The 17,718-nt window shown below is 69.5% G+C and carries 14 protein-coding genes; 6 read left to right on the forward strand and 8 right to left on the reverse strand.

What is annotated here, in order from left to right; genetic code table 11:
- Window positions 1-6: 6 nt before the first annotated feature.
- From ACJ8AN_RS14610 to ACJ8AN_RS14620, 3 genes are all read right to left on the reverse strand, one after another.
- Window positions 7-4,371 carry a DEAD/DEAH box helicase gene (locus tag ACJ8AN_RS14610; protein ID WP_407755951.1) on the reverse strand — a complete coding sequence of 1,455 codons (4,365 nt, stop codon included), beginning with the start codon at window positions 4,369-4,371 and terminating at the stop codon, window positions 7-9.
- A 413-nt stretch (window positions 4,372-4,784) separates the two neighbouring features.
- Window positions 4,785-5,381 (reverse strand): hypothetical protein, encoded by a 597-nt coding sequence (locus ACJ8AN_RS14615; RefSeq protein ID WP_407755952.1) that lies wholly within the window; start codon window positions 5,379-5,381, stop codon window positions 4,785-4,787.
- A 4-nt stretch (window positions 5,382-5,385) separates the two neighbouring features.
- Window positions 5,386-5,832: a hypothetical protein gene (locus ACJ8AN_RS14620; RefSeq protein WP_407755953.1), complete on the reverse strand. Its 447-nt coding sequence runs from the start codon at window positions 5,830-5,832 to the stop codon at window positions 5,386-5,388.
- A gap of 119 nt (window positions 5,833-5,951) precedes the next feature.
- Here ACJ8AN_RS14620 and ACJ8AN_RS14625 point away from each other — a divergent pair, with 119 nt between their 5' ends.
- A complete protein-coding gene (locus ACJ8AN_RS14625; RefSeq protein ID WP_407755954.1) occupies window positions 5,952-6,923 on the forward strand; it encodes a slipin family protein in 972 nt (323 codons plus the stop codon).
- Window positions 6,924-6,925: 2 nt separating this feature from the next.
- Here the strand turns inward: ACJ8AN_RS14625 and ACJ8AN_RS14630 are convergent, their stop codons facing one another.
- From ACJ8AN_RS14630 to ACJ8AN_RS14650, 5 genes are all read right to left on the reverse strand, one after another.
- Window positions 6,926-7,789: an SDR family oxidoreductase gene (locus ACJ8AN_RS14630; protein ID WP_407755955.1), complete on the reverse strand. Its 864-nt coding sequence runs from the start codon at window positions 7,787-7,789 to the stop codon at window positions 6,926-6,928.
- A 106-nt stretch (window positions 7,790-7,895) separates the two neighbouring features.
- Window positions 7,896-10,511: an Ig-like domain-containing protein gene (locus ACJ8AN_RS14635; protein WP_407755956.1), complete on the reverse strand. Its 2,616-nt coding sequence runs from the start codon at window positions 10,509-10,511 to the stop codon at window positions 7,896-7,898.
- Window positions 10,512-10,676: 165 nt separating this feature from the next.
- Entirely contained in the window at window positions 10,677-11,279 is a 603-nt protein-coding gene (locus ACJ8AN_RS14640; protein ID WP_407755957.1) for a DUF2378 family protein, read from the reverse strand.
- A 120-nt stretch (window positions 11,280-11,399) separates the two neighbouring features.
- A complete protein-coding gene (locus ACJ8AN_RS14645; protein ID WP_407755958.1) occupies window positions 11,400-12,482 on the reverse strand; it encodes a Rieske 2Fe-2S domain-containing protein in 1,083 nt (360 codons plus the stop codon).
- Window positions 12,483-12,577: 95 nt separating this feature from the next.
- Window positions 12,578-13,882, reverse strand: a complete 1,305-nt coding sequence (locus tag ACJ8AN_RS14650; RefSeq protein ID WP_407755959.1) for a hypothetical protein — start codon at window positions 13,880-13,882, stop codon at window positions 12,578-12,580.
- 102 nt (window positions 13,883-13,984) lie between these two features.
- On the opposite strand from ACJ8AN_RS14650, the gene ACJ8AN_RS14655 reads away from it, so the two are divergent.
- The 5 genes from ACJ8AN_RS14655 to ACJ8AN_RS14675 all read left to right on the forward strand — a co-directional run bounded on the left by ACJ8AN_RS14655 (window position 13,985) and on the right by ACJ8AN_RS14675 (window position 17,643).
- Complete coding sequence (locus ACJ8AN_RS14655) at window positions 13,985-14,206, forward strand: hypothetical protein (RefSeq protein WP_407755960.1); 222 nt, start codon at window positions 13,985-13,987, stop codon at window positions 14,204-14,206.
- Between the two features lie 72 nt (window positions 14,207-14,278).
- On the forward strand, window positions 14,279-14,464 hold the full coding sequence (locus ACJ8AN_RS14660; protein ID WP_407756008.1) for an RNA polymerase sigma factor: 186 nt from the start codon (window positions 14,279-14,281) through the stop codon (window positions 14,462-14,464).
- 81 nt (window positions 14,465-14,545) lie between these two features.
- Window positions 14,546-15,451 carry a YHYH protein gene (locus ACJ8AN_RS14665; protein ID WP_407755961.1) on the forward strand — a complete coding sequence of 302 codons (906 nt, stop codon included), beginning with the start codon at window positions 14,546-14,548 and terminating at the stop codon, window positions 15,449-15,451.
- Between the two features lie 301 nt (window positions 15,452-15,752).
- Window positions 15,753-16,304: a YaeQ family protein gene (locus ACJ8AN_RS14670; protein ID WP_407755962.1), complete on the forward strand. Its 552-nt coding sequence runs from the start codon at window positions 15,753-15,755 to the stop codon at window positions 16,302-16,304.
- A gap of 877 nt (window positions 16,305-17,181) precedes the next feature.
- Window positions 17,182-17,643: an NAD(P)/FAD-dependent oxidoreductase gene (locus tag ACJ8AN_RS14675; RefSeq protein WP_407755963.1), complete on the forward strand. Its 462-nt coding sequence runs from the start codon at window positions 17,182-17,184 to the stop codon at window positions 17,641-17,643.
- Window positions 17,644-17,718: the final 75 nt, after the last annotated feature.

Below are 17,718 nucleotides of genomic sequence, written 5' to 3' on the forward strand. Positions count from 1 at the left end.
ATGGGCTCAGTTGGTCTGTGCCGTCTCGCCCGAGCTGTCCTCGCCCTCCCCTTCCTCGTCGCCTCCCTGTGCGTCGAAGCCCTGCGGCACTCCGTCCACGTAAGTGACCACGTTGCCCACCGTGGCTGGCACTCGTGGGCCCGGCGTCACCACGCCCGTGAGATTGAGCGGGTCCACCGCCGAGAGCTGCACTCGCACTCCCGAGGGTTTCTGACGACGTACCGCTCGCGCCACGTCCACCGCTTCCGGCAGCGCGAACTGCTCTCCCACGAAGCCTGACACGAAGCGGCCTCCCCGGATTTCGCCTCGCGCCTCCATCCTCCGGTACACGTACAGCAGCTCGCGCCACGTGGGCGCCAGGGACTCGCGCATCACCAGGTCCCTCCACACGATTCCGTACCGCTGCAGGAACAGCCGTGCGAGCGATTCACGCACCTCGTCCTCGGCCTTCGGCTCCGAGGGCACCAGCAGGCTCCAGCGGCCCGGTCCTCCTCGCTGCAAGAGTTTCTGGCGCTTGCGCTGCGCCGGGCTCTGCAGCACCCGCAGGTTCTGCACCGCGTCCGCCGTGACGAGGCCTCGCGCCACGAGCTCCCAGAGTGCGTCCTCTACTTCCGCGGGCAGGCGGCGTGAGCGCGAGCACAGGTCGTTGAAGAAGCACGCGCCTCGCTGCTCCAGCACCGTCACCACGTCCTTCGCTGGACTCGACAAGTCCGGTGGAACCCAGACGCCTCCGTCCGACAACACCGCGTTCGGCCTCGCCGCCGACAGCATCCAGTCCAGGTCCTCGCGGCGTACGAACGTCAGGCTCGCGTTCCGGTTCGGCGTCGCCGCTCGAGACCGTGGGGCCTCGGGTTCCGGCGGCGTCGCGGGGGCTCCGCGCTTCGGGCCGGGCACCGGCTTCGCCTCCTTCTGCGTCAGCCGGCCCCACGCCACCTCTCCCGAGTAACAGGCCCGCTCCAGCAGGTCTCCCAGGTACCCCTTCATCCGCGCGGGCAGCAGGTAGCGCTCCCACGCCGAGGCCGGGGCTTCGTAGCCTTGCAGCAGGGTGATTGCCTTCGAGAGGCCCGTCGAGCCTCTCAGCGCGTCCACCTCCTCCAAGTGGTGCCACCGGAAGAGGAAGCGCATGAAGTCCTGTGCGCTGAGTGGTTCGATCTCCTTGCGCAGACGGCCCACCGTCATCCGGTGGATTCGCTGCAGGAGCCGCCGATCGCACCACTCCACCACGGCCGTAGTGGAACCGGAGGTCTCCGATGGTGCTGCTTGCGGTACCTGAGGACGGAAGCGCCCTCTCAGGATTCCTCCCGTCGCCTCCAATTGGTGCAACGACAGGAAGACCTCGGACTCGTCCAGCGCCGTGAGGGCTGCCAGTTCCCCCGCTGTCGTCGGGCCCAGGAGCTCCATCCACCCTCTCACCACCTGGGACACCGCCGCGTCCCTCTCCACTGGCTTGTCTCCCGGCAGCGGGGTCAGGGCGGGCTGTATGGGCGCCTCGGGGAAGAGCGCCCGGATGGGGCTCAGGCGCTCCGCGGGCACCAGGAAGCGTCTCGCTCCCGTTTCCAGCCAGGCCACCCGCCGCTGTGCCATGAGGCTCGGGACGAAGCGCTGGGGTACGTCCTCCTCGGGCAACAGCACCAGTTGCAGCAGCGCGTCGTGCAGCTCGTCCTCGTCCCGCATCGGCGGCGCCGCGTCGCGCACAACCTGGGCAATCGCATCCGCGTCCAGGGCTCCGAACGACGCCGCGTCCTCCGCCGGCAAGGTGCGCCGCAGCACCACGTTGCGCACCCGCCGCTCCTCCGCCGGTGCGTCGTCCAGGAACGTGTACGGCTGGCTGTTCACCATCTGGTGCGCGAACACGCTCGGCTCCGGCACGTCCCTCGCCACCAGCTTGATGCGCCCGTCCTTCATCCTCCTCAGCACCTCGCGCAGGCCGTCGATGTCCATCGCCTCGCGCAGGCAGTCCTCCATCGTCTGCTTCACCAGTGGATGGTCTGGTAGCTCGACGTCCGCCCCTCCGTGGTTGTCCTGGCACCCCACCTGCGCCGGGAACACCGCCGCCAGCAAATCCTCGCTCCTCGCCCTCTGGAGGTTCGGCGCCACCCGCTTGCCTCCGAAGAAACGAGACAGCGACAGCGCTCGCGTCGCGTTCCACCGGAAGCGCGTGCCGAACAGCGGCACCTGCAGCACCGCCTGCACCAGCACCTCCTCCACGTTCTCCGGATTGAGGAACTCGAAGATGTCCTCCAGCGGGAACGAGTGCTGCTCGCCCAACGACAAGAGCAGTCCGTCCTCCGTCGCCGCCGCCTGCAGCTCGAAGTCGAACGTGCGGCAGAAACGCTTGCGCAGCGCCAGTCCCCACGCCCGGTTCACCCGGCTCCCAAACGGCGCGTGGAGGATGAGTTGCATTCCTCCCGCCTCGTCGAAGAAGCGCTCGGCCACGATGGTGGTGTGGCTCGGCACCACGCCCAGCACCTGCTGCCCCGCTCGCAGGTACGCCAGCAGCGCGTCCGCCGCCGCCGGTGGCACCTTCAGCTCCTTCTCCAGGAAGAGCGCCGCGTCCGTCCGTCCCGTCAGCTCCTCGCGCAGCCGCCCCACGTGCACGCTCAGCTCGTCCGTGCGCCCCGGCGCCTCGCCTCGCCAGAAGGGCACCGTCGGCGGCTGCCCGTGCGCGTTCTCCACCATCACCGACGCCCCCATCACCCGCTGAATCCTCCACGCCGTCGTCCCCAGCAGGAAGATGTCCCCCGGCGTCGACTCCACCGCGAAGTCCTCGTCCAGCGTCCCCACCACCTTGCCCTCGGGCTCGGCCACCACGTTGAACGTGAAGGTGTCTGGGATTGCCCCTCCATTCGTCAGCGCCGTGATTCGCACGCCCCGCCGCGCCTTCAGCCGCTGGTTCACCCTGTCTCTGTGCAGGTGCACCCCCGCCCTCCCCCGCCGCAGCGACACGCCCTCCGAGAGCGTCTCCAGCACCTTCTCGTACTCCTCGTACGTCAGGTGCCGGTACGGGTACGCCCGGCGGAACAGGCTGTAGAGCGCCCGCTCGTCCCACTCCTCGCACGCGCACGCCGCCACCACCTGCTGCGCCAGCACGTCCAGCGGCTTCTCCGGTATCCGCACCGCGTCGAGGTCCCCCTCGCGCACCGCGTTCAGCAGCGCCACGCACTCCATCAACTCGTCGCGCGTCTGCGCCACCAGGATGCCCTTGGAGATGCCTCCCTTGTAGTGGCCCGCGCGGCCCACCCGCTGCAACAGCACCGCGATGGAGCGCGTGCTCCCCAGTTGCACCACCAGGTCCACGTTGCCCACGTCGATGCCCAGCTCGAGCGACGCCGTCGCCACCATCACCGACAGCTGCCCCGACTTCAGCCGCTCCTCCGCCGACAGCCGCAGCTCCCTCGACATGCTGCCGTGGTGCGCCGCCACCTTGTCCTCGCCCAACCGCTCGCCCAGGTCGTGCGCCACCCGCTCGGCCATCTTCCGCGTGTTCACGAACACCAGCGTCGTGCGGTGCTCCCCCGCCAGCTGCACCAGCCGGTCATACACCTGGCCCCACATCTCGTTCGTGGCCAGCGAGCCCAGCTCCGCGTCCGGTATCTCCACCCTCAAGTCCCACGGCCGCTGGTGCCCCACCTGCACCATCCGGCACTCCTGTGCCCTCTCGCCCGTGAGGAACGCGGCGATCGCCTCCAGCGGCTTCTGCGTCGCCGACAGGCCAATGAGCTGCGGCCTCAGCTCCGTGAGCGCCTTCAGCCGCTCCAGCGACAGCGCGAAGTGGCTCCCCCGCTTGTCGCGCGCCAGCGCGTGGATTTCGTCCACGATGAGCGTGCGCACGTGCTTCAGCGTCGCCCGCGCCCGGTCCGCCGTCAGGTAGAGGTAGAGGGACTCGGGCGTGGTGATGAGGATGTGCGGCGGCCGGCGCACCATCTGCGAGCGCTCGGACGCCGACGTGTCCCCGGTGCGCACCTGCACCCGCAACTCCTGGGGCGAGTACCCGGCGGCGCGCGCCCGCTGCATCAGCTCCTCCAGCGGCTGCAGGAGGTTCTTCTGCACGTCGTTGCCCAGCGCCTTCAGCGGCGACACGTACAGCACCTGCGTCCGGTCCGGCAGTTGGCCCTCCAGCGCCAGGCGGAAGAGGCTGTCGAGCGCCGCCAGGAACGCGGTGAGCGTCTTGCCGCTGCCCGTGGGCGCGGCGATCAGCACGTCATGCTGCGCCTGGATGAGCGGCCAGCCCTCCACCTGGGGACGCGAGGGCTCGCCCAGCCGCTCGGCGAACCACCGTTGCACCACTGGATGGAAGGGCGCGAGGGCGGGGTGCACCGCCTGGGACGCAGCCTGGGACGCGACGAACTCGAGGGCAATCTGGGGGGCCATGGCGCTCTCTCTCAGACTGAACACCGGTTTAGCAGGTGCGTCAACGCGCCCGCCCCCTCCCTCGGCCAGCACCCGTCCCCACACGCTGAGCAAAGGCCGGACACGCGTACAGCAACGTACAGCCCCGGCGGAGGACTGTCGCCCCGCCTCCACTTGGGGAGCCCCGTCGAGCCGCGCCACGTCAAAGCCCTGGGGGACCCGTGCTTTCCTGAAAGGACGTCGAGGCCGGGGGTGGGTGGCCACCGGGCGCTCAGCGTGTTGGAGGACCAGGGCGCGGACCTCAGCAAACCTCGGAATGTCACGCGCGAGGACAGCATGGTGGGATTGATGGGTAGCGCCGCGCATGAGGCTTGAGCTCCGCGTTCGAGACGCCGAAGAGGGACGGTCCCGCGCTGCAGGCCCCTCGATGTTGCCTACAAAGGCACGGATTCAGGCCGAGTCACGAAGAGCGCATCAAAGAGCGTGGTAGCAGGCGGCTCCACCAGATCCACGATGAGCGGGATTCGACTCTCGGCGATCTCGCGCGGAAGGGCCTCGGCCCCGAACATCGCCTCGATCTTCCTGCCAACGACCTCCGCGAGCGCCTGCATCTCGGGCGGAAGCGGATCGAAAAAGGCCCTACCCGCGATGAACTTCTTGCCTTGATATTCGTGCTGCACGCCATGGACCGTATAGACAGGTGCCAGGATGCTGAGGCAACCAACAACACCCCAGCGGCGCTCCCGCAGCCCATTTTCATGGCTCCCCTCCATGGGCTGTCGATCCGTATACACAGTACAGCGGAAAGAGGAAATGCATGTGGCCGTGGCATTGCCGACGTGGAATTGAGGAAACGCGGCCCTGAGCTCGCGAATGAGCACGCGCCATTGATCCATCTTCTTGAGTTCTTGCTCCCACAAGTCCTGGAACCTCTCTGTCTCGGGGCTTTTTTCCATCTTGCCGTCGAACTCATGGTCCGAACGCCAGTAGTTCCGAACGACAGAAAGCAACTCTTCCGCTGAGATGGGCATGGGCTTAGAAATCAACTCGGATGGGCTTTGTTTTCTTTTCACACTGGACCGACACTTTCGAGCCAGGCACAGCGCGATCCAGAATGACGTCGAAGGTGTTTATGAATTGCCTACAGACAAGGCCAGGAAGTGGAGAGGCGGGGGAAGCGATCACCTCTCTCAATGCCTCGTTGGCGCAATCGGCGGCGATTCGCTGGGCGAGCGGCACGGACATCAACGGAACCTCCTGGGTCTCCATGGGCATTCCCACGCCGAACCTGCAGAAATAAGGCTCCAGGGTCGACTTGTTGACGACGGTCGCATGGATGCACGCGGCCCGCCAGCCACCTGGCCCTGCTTCGGCCTTCTCGACGATGGTGGTGAATTGGAAGTGGCCGGGTTGGTACTGATTGATACTGCATCCCGATAGAAGGGGCAGAACCACCCCGAGCCATCTCAGGAGTGCGAACATCCGCGTGAGTCGCCGTGAGATGCCCACAACGCCACCTCGGCTCAAGGGGTCAGCGAAGCGCCCGAAACGTTATCCCGATCGGCAGCGACGCGCACGGCGTCCCGGAATAGGGTTCCGGCATGAGCCAGATGAACCTCGAGCAGGTGAAACAGGCCGCGGAGTACGCCAACGTCGTGCGGCACAAGTACGCGCAGCCGGTCAGTGAGCACGTGTCGCTCGGACGGCCGCTGCGCCTGGTGGTGTTCCTCGTCGTGTGGCTGGTGCTCACCGGCCTCTTCACCCTCATCGGCGGAGCGCTCGCGGGCGCCGCCGGCATGGGCGTGGCCTTCCCCGTGGGCCTGGCGCTCGCGGCCCTCCCGGCGGGGCTCGTCAGCCGCATCGTCCGCGTGGCCGCCCAGTGGGAGCGCGCCGTCATCCTCCGCCTCGGCCGCTTCCATGGCATCAAAGGCCCGGGCGTCCTCTTCGTCTTCCCCGTGATGGACTTCGCGCGCTTCATCGACACGCGCCTGCTCACGCTCGACATCCCCCACCAGCAGGTCATCACCCGCGACAACGTCCCCGTCCAGGTGGACGGCGTCATCTTCTTCCTCGTGCAGGACCCCGAGCGCGCCGTCGTCACCGTCCAGGACTACCGCTACGCCATCAGCCAGTACGCCCAGGCCAGCCTGCGCGACGTCATCGGCAGCATGACGCTCGACGAGCTGCTCTCCGAGCGCGACCAGATTCAAGCCCGCATCGCCCAGGCCGTCGAGGAGCGCAGCCGCGCCTGGGGCATCCACGTGGACTCCATCCGCCTGCTGGACATCAACATGCCCGAGGACCTCAAGCGGATGATGAGCCGCCAGGCCTCGGCCGAGCGCGAGAAGCGCGCCACCATCACCAAGGCCGAGGGCGACCGCGAGGCCGCCATCAACCTCGCCGCCGCCGCCACCACCATGGCCACCAGCCCCGGCGCCATGCAGCTGCGCACCCTGCAAACCATTGACGGCCTGGGCTCCTCCCCCTCCAACACCGTGCTGCTCGCGGTGCCGGTGGAGGTGCTGGAGCTGGCCAAGGCGCTGTCCGCCGGCAAGACGCCGCCCGGGACGTGACCTCAGGCCGGCAGGCCCGAGAGCCCCGCGCTCACCTTCCACAGCCGCGCCGCCAGCTCCCCGTCATGCGAGCGCGCCGAGGACTTCGCGGGCTTGTTCTTCACGTAGTAGCCGCCCGTGACGCCCTCCAGCCCGGGCGCGCTGGCCAGGTACACGAGCGTCTCGGCCCCCTTCTCGGGCGTGTCCATGAAGGGCCGCATCAACCGGAGCATCACACCGAAGGGCCCTCCGGCGCCCTTGCCCAGCTCCGTCTTCACCCCGCCCGGGTGCATGACGTTCGCCGTGACGCCCGTCCCCTCGAGCCGGCGCGCCAGCTCGTAGGTGAAGAGGAAGTTGCCGAGCTTGGACTGCGTGAGCGCCCGGAAGGCACTCCACTTCTTCTCTCCCTGCAGGTCGTCGAAGTGGATGTTGCCCATGGCCTCGGCCCCTCCCGAGCCGTTGACGACCCGGGCCGAGCCGGCGGCCTTCAGCGCGGGGAGCAGGTGATGGGTGAGCGCGAAGTACGCCAGGTGGTTGACGGCGAACATCCGCTCCAGGCCATCCTCCGTCACCTGGCGCTCGCTCACGTACAGGCCCGCCTGGTTCACCAGCACGTGCAGCTTGGAGTGGCGCGAGAGGAAGTCCTCCGCGCCCTGGCGCATGGACTTCTGCGAGGACAGGTCGGCGAGGAACAGCTCCAACGACGTGCTCCCCGTCCTGGAGGTGATTTCCGCCTTCACCGCCTCGCCCTTGGCCCGGTCCCGGCAGCCCAGCACCACGGTGGCCCCCAGCTCGGCGAGCTGCGTCGCCGTGGCCTTCCCCAGGCCGGACGTGGCACCGGTAACGAGACAAACCTTGCCCTGCATGGGCTTCTCGGACTGCGGCATGAGTGCTCCCCTGTGATGTTCGGAGCCCCCAGCCTATGGCCCGCGCGGCCCGGAAGGCCAGCCGCCCCGGGCGCGGAACACAGGTCCGCGCCGGGACGGCCTCGCCTCAGGGCGACTGGACGATGATGTCGTCCACGTACACGCCGTCGAAGAACTTGGTGTTGTTGGACGTGAAGCGGTAGCGGATGCGCAGCGTCGAGTTCCCCGAGAGCGTCAGGTTCAGCGAGCGCGTCGCCCACGCCAGGTTGCCCGCGTACTTCCCGGCGCCAATCTGCGTCCAGGCGCCTCCGTCGACGCTCGCGTCCACGTAGACGAAGTCCTTGTTCTTCTCCGTGCGCACCTTCATCCAGAACTGCACCGACACCGAGGTGAGGCCCGAGACGTTCAGCGGAGAGGCCAGCTCGGCGGTGCTCGTGACGTTGGCCGCGTACTTGCCGACCGAGCTGTCGGTGAGGCTGTGGTTGGAGCTGTGGAAGTTGGCGGTGGTGAGGCTCCAGGGCACGCCCGTGGTGCTCGTCAGGTTCCACGCGCCCGCGCCGCCCTCGAAGTTGTCCGCGAAGAGCGTGCGCCGCGTGGTGAAGCGCGAGGTGAAGGGCGCCGCCATGGCGTTGCCCGCCAGGTCCTTCACCCCGTTCACCTGCACCTCGTAGGTGGTCAGCGAGCCGAGCAGCACCGTGGGCGTGAAGGTGGCGATGCGCTGGGTGGGGTCATACGTGATGGTGCCCGCCACGTACGTGCCGCTGGAGACCTGGAACAGCCGGATGCCCGTGAAGAGGGTCATGGTGTCCGTGGGCTCGCTGAACGTCACGACGATGGGGTCCGAGGAGGCCACGGCCGAGGACCCGTTCGCCGGGACCACCGTCTGCACCGTGGGCGGCGTGGTGTCCGCCGCCGCGCCCGTGGTGAAGGACCAGCTGGTGCCCGCGGTGGCCGTGGTCATCGCGTTGCCCGACAGGTCCTTGATGCCCGCGACCGACGCCGTGAACTGGGTGTTGGTCGCCATCAAGGCCGACGGGGTGAACGTGGCCGTCCAGGTCGCCGGGTCGTAGCGCACCGAGCCCGTCACGCTCCCGGCCGGGCTGGTGAGCGTGAAGTTGGCGCCCGTCACCGTCGTGGGGTCCACCGCCTCGGTGAACGTCACCGCGACGGTGGTATTGTTGGCCACGTTGAGGGCCCCGACACCCGGGCTGCGGAAGTAGATACCCGGAGGCGTGGTGTCCGCCGTGGCCGTGGTGAAGTCCACCTGCACGTCCGAGGGCAACAGGTTGGGCAGCACCGGGTCATCCGAGGCGATGCCGGACGGCCCGCCCACCAGGGTGAGGGTGTAGTCCGTCCCGGAGGCGAGGCTGGTCACAGGCTTCACCCGCAGCTGCCGGCTGGCCGCGTCATAGGAGAAGGAGATCGCCACCGGCGAGCCGGAGAGGGCATCCACCAGCTGCACCGTGGAGGTGGAGAGGGTGGCCGGGGCGATGGGCTGGTCGAACTGGACGAGCAGGTCCGAATTCAGCGGGAAGGCCAGCGCTCCGTCCTGCGGCACGGTGTCCGCCCGCAGGTTGACCTGGACGGTCATCGTGCTGCGCACGGAGCAGCCCGGCCCGCTGGTGGCGTCGAGCGTATAGGTCGTCGAGCGCGTGGGGGCCGCCACCGGCTGCGCCACGTTGGTGGCCGAGAGCGCGCAGTCCGCGCGGTTGCAGGACCAGGCGTAGGAGGCACCAGAGACCGGCGTGGGCCCGATGACGGTGGAGGCCCCCGAGTCGAGGTAGAGACCCGCCCCGGCGCTGCCCGGGTTCGGCAGCACGGTGACGAGCGTGTCCGCCGAGGCCGACTGCAACAGGGCGTCGGTGACCGCCTGGGTGAAGGTGGTGGAGACCGGCGGCGTCACGGTGGGCGAGGCCACGGTGGTGCTGTCGAAGCAGCCCGTGCACACGGGGCTCGCGCTCCACGCATACGCGTAGGGAGCCATGCCGCCACTGGCCGGCAGACCGATGGAGACGGACTGGCCGGCGCAGATGACCTTGTCCCCACCCGAGCTCGCGCTCAGCGGCGCGACGCCTCCGTCCGAGCCAGTGCCCGCGTCCGTGCCGGTGCCCGCGTCTGAACCGGGGCCGCTTCCCGCGTCCGCGTCCATGCCCGCATCCGAGCCCGTGCCCGCGTCCGAACCGGGGCCGCTTCCACCATCCGCGTCCATGCCCGCGTCGGAACCGGGGCCGCTTCCACCATCCGCGTCCATGCCCGCGTCGGAGCCGGGGCCCGTCCCCGCGTCCGAGCCAGAGCCCGTTCCCGCATCGGAGCCGGTGCCCGTACCCGCGTCGGAGCCCACCTCCGTTCCCGCATCGGAGCCGGTGCCCGTGCCCGCGTCGGAACCCACCTCCGTGCCCGCGTCGGAACCCGCCTCCGTGCCCGCGTCGGAGCCCGTGCCCGTGCCCGCGTCGGAGCCCACCTCTGTCCCCGCATCGGAGCCGGTGCCCGTTCCCGCGTCGGAGCCCGAACAGGTGACCGAGCCGGGGCACGTGCCGGAATCGACTGTCCCCGCGTCACCGGTGCCCGTGCCCGTCCCCGCGTCCTTTCCGGGCGAGGTCGTTCCAGAGTCCGGCGGCGAGTCGACCGTCCCGTCCGGTCCCCCCACGTTGACCGATGGAGCGCCACCGCCGCAGGCCGCCAACACGCAGGCCAGCAGCGGTGCCATCCACCTCGCACGCAATGACTGGTTTCCAACGCTCATGTCCACTCACCCGCGTTCCGCTCGGCGGACGAGCCCACCGAGCCGGGAACACGGGAAGCGTAGACTGTTTTCAATGAGACTGGAAAACGTTGGGGCTGCACGGAGTCCAGTGGGGGTGCACTCGCGTGGAAGGCACCTCCCGTGGAATCCCCGTCACCCCGGGCTTCAGCGCCGCGTCAGCCCCACCGCGGCCGCCCGGGTGGCGGCGTGCGTCCAGCTGAGCCGGAAGGTGGCCGCCGTCCCATCGAAGGACACCGGGTCCACGGAGATGTCTCCGGCCTCGGCCACGCGCAGCGTCTCGGCGAGGAAGCCGCACGCGAAGAAGGGGTTGTCCGCCCCCACGTCCTTCATCCACAGCGTGGCCGCGTGGGTGCCCAGCTCCTCCACCCGCACCTCGTTGAAGTTGTTGCCCGCGCGCACGTTGTGCGGCACCCGCTCCAGCGTGTGGCGAGGGCCCAGCCGCGTCACCAGCGCCATGCTCGCGCGCCCCTGCGAGGTCTGCCGGAAGCCCTGCAGGTAGCGCTCGCCCAGGCCGAACCACGCCTCCCTCGGCGAGGCCGCCGGGAAGACGTCGCTCGCCGCCACCCTCAGGAAGGCCTTCCACTGCTCCAGCCCGTAGGCCGGCCTCAAGGGCTCGTTCAAGTCCAGGCCCGCGTCCCGCAGCCGGCGCCGTCCCTCCCGGGTGAGGTGCGGTCCCAGCGCCCTCACGAAGAGGGCATCCACCGACTGCGCGAAGACGAGCTTCTCGTGGGCCAGCGAGGAGGGCATGGCCCCAAGGTGACAATTCCCTCCGACTCCAGGCCATGCCCCTCCTGGAATTGTGTGCGCTGGTGGAAAGTCGGTGAGACCGGAAGTCCCGGAATGTCCGCTGCCGGGCAGGCGCTCCGTTCACACCTGCATCTTCAGCCGCGTCTCCTGCACCTCGGCCGAGGCGGCCACCTTCTCGCGCTCGGCCTGGCGCAGCAGCCGGAGGATGGGCGGGCCGAGCACGTCCACCTCCGTGGAGGCGAACGTCTCCGTGCCGAAGCGGCGGATGGTCTCCGTCTGGCGCGCGAGCACCTTGGCGTCCTGCCCGAAGATGTGCAGCGCCACCGGGGTGAGGAACGGCTTCACCAGCCAGTGCGGCAGCGGCATGCGGAAGGTGACGACGGCGTACACCAGCGTGTCCCAGTCGTCCACGGGCGTCATCACCGAGGTGACGAGCAGGTGGCTGTCATCCCCAATCCGGTACTCCACCTGGGCGATGGACGGCAGCAGGAAGCGGTCGAAGTGCTGCACCACGCCGCCCCCGGGGGCCAGCAGCTTGCCCACGAGGCCCTCGGGACGGGGCTCGCCGATGTACTCGGCCTCGACGCGGTCCGCGCCCCGGCGCACCACCACGTCAATCTCGTTGCGCTTCTTCTCGGTGCGGAACAGGCCGCCGTGGAGGAAGGCGGTGTGGGGCACGTCGAGCGTGTTCTCCAGGGCGGCGTGCAGCGAGCCCTTCGCGCGCAGGGTGCGGCGCACGGTGCTGTAGCCGTGGGCGTCCAGCAGGGGGAAGCGGTAGGGCTCGTGCGCGGGCTCGACGCCGGGGGTGGAGAACACCCAGACGAAGCCGTCCTGCTCGCGCGTGGCGTGCCAGGTGGCGCAGCGGGACTTCGCCTCGGGCTCGCCCACCAGCCCGGGGATGGCGCGGCACTGGCCCGAGGTGTCGAAGCGCCAGCCGTGGTAGCCACACTGGAGCTGGCCGCCCACCACGCGCCCCATGGACAGGGGCACGTTGCGGTGGGGGCAGCGGTCCACCAGCGCCGCGGGCTTGCCCGCCGCGTCGCGGAAGAGCACCAGCGGCGTGCCCTGCAACGTGCGCGCGAGCGGCTTGCGGCCCAGCTCGCGCGAGGCGCAGAGGATGAACCAGCTCTGCGGCAACCGCACCACCGAGACGAGCCCCGACGGCGCGGCCCCACCGCGTGCTTCTTCACGAGACGAGAACATGGCGCCGCAGTCTAGGGGACACCCGTCCTCTGGGGAACGTCCTCGGAGAAGAGGGCTCCGGGGGAACGGGGGGGGGGTCATCCCGCCAGCCGGCGTCACGGGTGTCCGGACATGACCGGCGCCACGCGCACGAACACCATGCCGCCCACCGGCGTGCGGCTGCCATAGAAGGGCTCGAGCCCCGCCGGTACCACGTTCAGCGCGCCGCGCACGCCCACCCCGGGCCTTACCGGTCCGAACGGGCCGAGGTTGTACACGTAGCCCAGCACCAGGTTGCCCACGTCGAACACCTCGTGCTCCAGCGGCTCGGGGAGCACCAGGTCGTGCCCCGTCTTGCGCACGAGCTCCGCGCGCCCGAAGACGACGTGGTGCCCGTCCAGGTCCAGGCTGCTCTCCAGCAGGAAGGCGTCGGTGGGCGCCTCCCCTCCCTCCACGTCCCGGCCGAAGACGGCCGTGGTCGCCCAGAAGCCGTTGCTCCCGAAGGGCGCATGGTACGTGGCCGACGCGGTGAGCCGGTGCAACGACACGTCCGGCTCCAGCGCCTCGGGACTGCGCAGGTAGCCGTAGGACACCTGCGCGCTCACGCGGGCCGTGGGGTTGGCCGACAGCCGCACCGAGAACGAGTCCGGCACCCGCAGGTCCAGGTCATACCGGTTCTCATCGGGCTCGCGGCCGTTGAACCAGGAGAGCTCCAGCTTCGCCATCGGCGTGACGAGCCCCGCCGTCACCACCCCGAAGGAGATGTGCGTGGCGTCCTGCCAGTGGTGCCCCAGCACCGCCAGCGGGTCGTACCCGGCCGACACCCGGTGCGGAAAGGCCACCGGGCCCAGCGCCGGCTCGCCCGCGGGCGCCGCGTAGAGCATCAGCCCCCAGGTGTCCGAGAAGTAGTGCGTGTACGAGGCCGCCAGCTCCATGAAGAGATCATGCGGATGCTGCCGGTCGTGCAGCGGCTCGCCCTGGTACGTCTCTCCCGTCTGGAGCAGCAGCGGGTAGCCGCCCTCGGCCCCGGCGGTGAAGGGCTCGGGGCTCAGCATGACGCTCAGCACGAGCTGACCCGAGGGCAGCTCCCGGTCCGCCATCAGCATCAGCCAGCCGATTCCGGCCCCCGCGCTGTCCCCCCGCGGGCCGCCCTGCACGTCGTAGCCCCCGAAGAGCACGCCCGAGAACATGAGGCCCCACCCCGCCGCCTCTCCGTGCAGCATCGACGGCGGGAGGAGATCCGGCTGCCAGGAGGTGCCCGAGCCCCGGCGCATCAGGGGGATGTCCCGGAGTGAACGCACCTCGCGGGCCTCGTGCCCCGCGTGGCCGTGCTCCCCATGCCCCGGGGGCTCCTCCTCCTGGGCTCGGGCTCCGGCTGGGAGGGCCAGGAGCAGGCCCAGGGACAGGAAGAGAGTGCGCATCGCCCACCTCGCCCCGGGACGCTGGGCATTGGACCCTTGGGACGCAACCTTTCTGGACGGTTCGCGATAATCCTCGAAAGGACCTGTGTCCGGAGGATGTCCATGAGTGTCACCCGGGCCGCCGATGCGGCCGTCCAAAAGGCGCTGAGTCACTCCACCGGGTCCATCACGAAGGACGATGCCCTGTTCGCTGGCCTCACGGGCGCCGACCGGGACCGGGCCATGGCCCAGTTCGCTCTCCAGAAGCAGCAGGAGACCGTCGCCTTCATCTCCAAGGCGATGAAGAACGACTCGGCCATGCAGACCATCAACAACATGCGGTAGCCCCGCTGGCACGGCTGGCACGGCTGGCACAGGCGCCTCCAAGGCATTTTTCGAGGCTCCCGGCTGGAGCAACTGCCCGAGGACTTCCGCGAGGTGTACCGGCTCCACGCGCTCGAGGGCCGCTCCTACGAGGAGGTCTCCGCGCGGCTGCGCATCCCCAAGGCCACCGTGGGCACCCGGCTCATCCGCGCCCGGCGCAAGCTGCGCGACCTCCTGGTGCCTCCCGCGGCGCAAGTGGCGGCCCCCGCCCTCGCGTGAAGCGGGCCCGCGGTTGCCCGGAATTCCTCTCCACGGGTCCCAGGGAATGCGCTCGTGAATGGAGCAGCGGAGAACCTCGCAATGAATCGCACCTGGAATCGGATGGCCGCGGTGGGGATGTGCCTGGGCCTGGCGGCGTGTGGGGGGACGGGCTCGGACCCGGAGGACCCGGGGACGACGAGCCCCGGCGCGGGGAGCTCGAACGCGGGCACCTGCACGCTGACGGCGAACACCGCGGAGACGTCCGCGGTCAGCCCCTCGGGGTGCCATGTCCTCACGCGTGACACCAGCGCCTGCGAGGCCGAGCGCAAGGCCCAGGGGCTCTCGGGCTACTGGCTCCAGTTCTCCTGCCGCGTCTCGCTCTCGTCCACGACGACGAATGGCTTGAAGATGGTGCGGGCACAGGCGGACGGCCAACCGGACTACAAGAGCTTCTACTTCTCCACGGCGAACGCCTGCTACGAGACGTACTCGGGCAGCATCCACAACCCCAACTCGATCTCAGCGCAGAGCTACACCCTCGACTTCCCCCTCGCGCAGGACACGACGATGCAGGGGATGCGGGGCGCCATCGTGGGGCTGGCCCTCAACGGCGTGCCCATCTTCGGCAACTTCGCGGCGCCCGGCGATGACATCTACGCGGAGGCAAAGACGTTCGACCGGTGCGGCGCCCATCCGCAGAACACGGGCGTCTACCACTACCACTCGGAGCCCTACGCGCTCTCCTACGACGACGCGCGCTTCATCGGCGTCATGCGCGACGGCTACCCCATTTACGGGAGGAAGGACGCGGACGGCAGCGCCCCGGCGCTGGACTCGGTGGGCGGCCACACCGGCGTCACCGCGGACAGCCCGACGACGCCCGTCTACCACTACCACGTCCACGAGCAGACCAGCACGAACAGCGGGACGCTGGGCCAGAAGCAGTGGTTCCTCACGACGGGCACCTACCGGGGCACGCCCGGCGGCTGCGTCGGGTGCAACTGACGGCGGGACGCGGAGCCAGGGGAGGGAGTCAAAAAACCCCTGATGCGCTCAACCTCCAGTGCCAGGGAGACGGGGCGGGACGACCCGCGCGAGCAGCTTCCAGGCCAGCTCCCAACCCGGGGCCCTGTTGGCCACCTGGGTATGAAGCCAGCGGCTGACGTGCACGGGCGGCGAAGTGGGGCTCTGGTCGAGGCCCACCTCCATGCTGGCGAAGCAGGAAAGCGCGGGCAGGCTCCTTCACGGGCCTGCCCTACGCTATAGCTCGCGGGTCACCCCCCTGGGTGGCCCGGGAACCTCTTCGATGACCCTCGCTCCAACGTTGTACGACTTCCAGATCGCCCTGAGCCACGTCGATCGCGCGATCGACCAGCCGCAGCTCAGCCTCAAGGTCGCACGCCACCCGTCCGAGACCATGCAGCGCGTCTGGCTGCGGGTGCTCGCGTTCTGCTGGTTGTGGGAGGAGCGGCTGGCCTTCGGCAAGGGGCTCGGCGAGCCCGAGGAGCCAGACCTCGAGTGCCGCGACTACACCGGCCTGGTCACGAGCTGGGTGCGCGTGGGCAAGGCGGACCCGCTGAAGCTCCAGCGCGCGGTGGATCAGAACCCGCACGCGAAGGTGTCGGTGCTGTTCGAGTCTCCCCAGCGGCTCGAGGCGTTCCTCACCGAGGCGCGCGAGGTGAAGGCGATGCGCGTGGCGAAGGCCGAGCTCGCGGCGGTCGACGCCGGGCTGCTGCGCGCGCTCTCCGGCTTCGACTCGCGGCGTATCAAGCTGTCGCTGACCCTCGTCGGAGATCACCTCTACGCCGAGTGCGAGGGGCAGAGCTTCGACGGTCCGCTGACCCGCGCCAGCCTGTGAAGCCCCGAGGGACTGGGGCGGCGGCTTCGCGCTGAACGAGGGCAGGTAGCACTTGCCCTGGTACTCGTGGAGATCGTCCGGGCACGGTGCCTTGAGCTCATGAGGTGCCCAGCAGGCGCCCACGAGCTCCACCTCGGTGTAGCGGGTGCAGGGCGGGCGCTTCTGCCCCTTGAAGGGCTCTCGCGGCAACGGCCGAGCCAGCTCGCGTTGCCCCTCGGGCATGGTGCCCGCGAGCCATCCCTTGGTGAAGGGCTCCGGACTCCCGGCGTCCGTCAGCACGTCCTGGCTGCCAGGCACTGGCGCGGCACCCACCACGGGCTCCCTCGGCGACGACGAGGAGACGAGGTGTGCAACTCCTCGTGAAGGGAGACCAGGCGCGAGACCTCGAGGTGGACGAGCACTTCCTGTACTGGACCGCCTCCTCTTCCATCCGGCGGATGCCCAAGGAGGGAGGCCCCATCGTGCGAGGACGATTATGTGATCGCCGAGATCACGACAGTCGCCCATGCCGCGCCCGGCAGAAGGGATGCGGTGCACCTGTTGGGCATCGTGGAACTTCTTCCACCCGCGTTGGAGCGCAATCCCAACATTGACCATCCTCCTGACAAAGGGGGATATCCGCGCCGGCTGCAGATCAGCACCCGAGCCGGGGCCTTCTACGTCCAACGCTGGCATCGGCCCGTCCGGGACGCCATCCACTGGTACCGTGGCTGCCTGAACGGCTCCATGGCGGTGCCGGGCTACAAGAAGAGCGGGAAGGCACCCGATACCCTCGTCTCACTCCCGGCGATGGGCGAGGACCCGCCATGGCCGGGCGTCGTCGTGCAACAAACGCCGTTCTGGGACAGGGTCACCCCCTTCTGGGGCACCCGCCCACGTGGACCTCGGGCGGGAGCTGGGGCTGCTCGACCTGGAGCCATGGACCCGGCTGCTGGACGAGTCCCGTTGGGTCAGGCAGGTGGTGGGCGACACGGCCATTCCCGAGACCTGTCTCGCGCGCCCCGCCAGCTCACACATGCTCCGGCCCGTGCATGGCGAGGGCTGGCTGGCCGTCGGTGACGCGGCCTCCGCCTTCGACCCGCTCTCGGCGCAAGGCATCGTCAAGGCCCTCCGCTCCGGAGTGGTGGCCTCGTACGCCGCCGCGGACTTCCTCCTGAAGCAGGAGGGTGTGGGGCTCCAGCGGTACGAGGCCCTCCACCAACGGGAGGTGCTCGGTTATGCGCGTGCCCATGCGCGTTACTTCGCGCAGGAGCAGCGCTGGCCCGAGCACCGCTTCTGGCGCAGGCGCCACGGCGGGATGGAGCACGGGGTGAATGCCGCTCTCCATCCGAGCGGGTAGCTCCCCTCTTCGGCGTGTGGGGGGACTGCCTCCGGACGAGGGGACCTCGAACGCGGGCACCCGCAGTAGCCCTTG

Source organism: Archangium sp. (assembly GCF_045802675.1).
GTDB lineage: Bacteria > Myxococcota > Myxococcia > Myxococcales > Myxococcaceae > Archangium.

Excerpts from the sequence above, each read along its gene's own strand:
- ACJ8AN_RS14665 (WP_407755961.1), top strand. The coding sequence starts at position 14,546 with ATGAATCGCACCTGGAATCGGATGGCCGCGGTGGGGATGTGCCTGGGC.
- ACJ8AN_RS14655 (WP_407755960.1), top strand. The coding sequence starts at position 13,985 with ATGAGTGTCACCCGGGCCGCCGATGCGGCCGTCCAAAAGGCGCTGAGT.
- ACJ8AN_RS14620 (WP_407755953.1), bottom strand. The coding sequence starts at position 5,832 with ATGTTCGCACTCCTGAGATGGCTCGGGGTGGTTCTGCCCCTTCTATCG.
- ACJ8AN_RS14645 (WP_407755958.1), bottom strand. The coding sequence starts at position 12,482 with ATGTTCTCGTCTCGTGAAGAAGCACGCGGTGGGGCCGCGCCGTCGGGG.
- ACJ8AN_RS14625 (WP_407755954.1), top strand. The coding sequence starts at position 5,952 with ATGAGCCAGATGAACCTCGAGCAGGTGAAACAGGCCGCGGAGTACGCC.
- ACJ8AN_RS14610 (WP_407755951.1), bottom strand. The coding sequence starts at position 4,371 with ATGGCCCCCCAGATTGCCCTCGAGTTCGTCGCGTCCCAGGCTGCGTCC.
- ACJ8AN_RS14640 (WP_407755957.1), bottom strand. The coding sequence starts at position 11,279 with ATGCCCTCCTCGCTGGCCCACGAGAAGCTCGTCTTCGCGCAGTCGGTG.
- ACJ8AN_RS14635 (WP_407755956.1), bottom strand. The coding sequence starts at position 10,511 with ATGAGCGTTGGAAACCAGTCATTGCGTGCGAGGTGGATGGCACCGCTG.
- ACJ8AN_RS14615 (WP_407755952.1), bottom strand. The coding sequence starts at position 5,381 with ATGCCCATCTCAGCGGAAGAGTTGCTTTCTGTCGTTCGGAACTACTGG.
- ACJ8AN_RS14670 (WP_407755962.1), top strand. The coding sequence starts at position 15,753 with ATGACCCTCGCTCCAACGTTGTACGACTTCCAGATCGCCCTGAGCCAC.
- ACJ8AN_RS14630 (WP_407755955.1), bottom strand. The coding sequence starts at position 7,789 with ATGCCGCAGTCCGAGAAGCCCATGCAGGGCAAGGTTTGTCTCGTTACC.
- ACJ8AN_RS14650 (WP_407755959.1), bottom strand. The coding sequence starts at position 13,882 with ATGCGCACTCTCTTCCTGTCCCTGGGCCTGCTCCTGGCCCTCCCAGCC.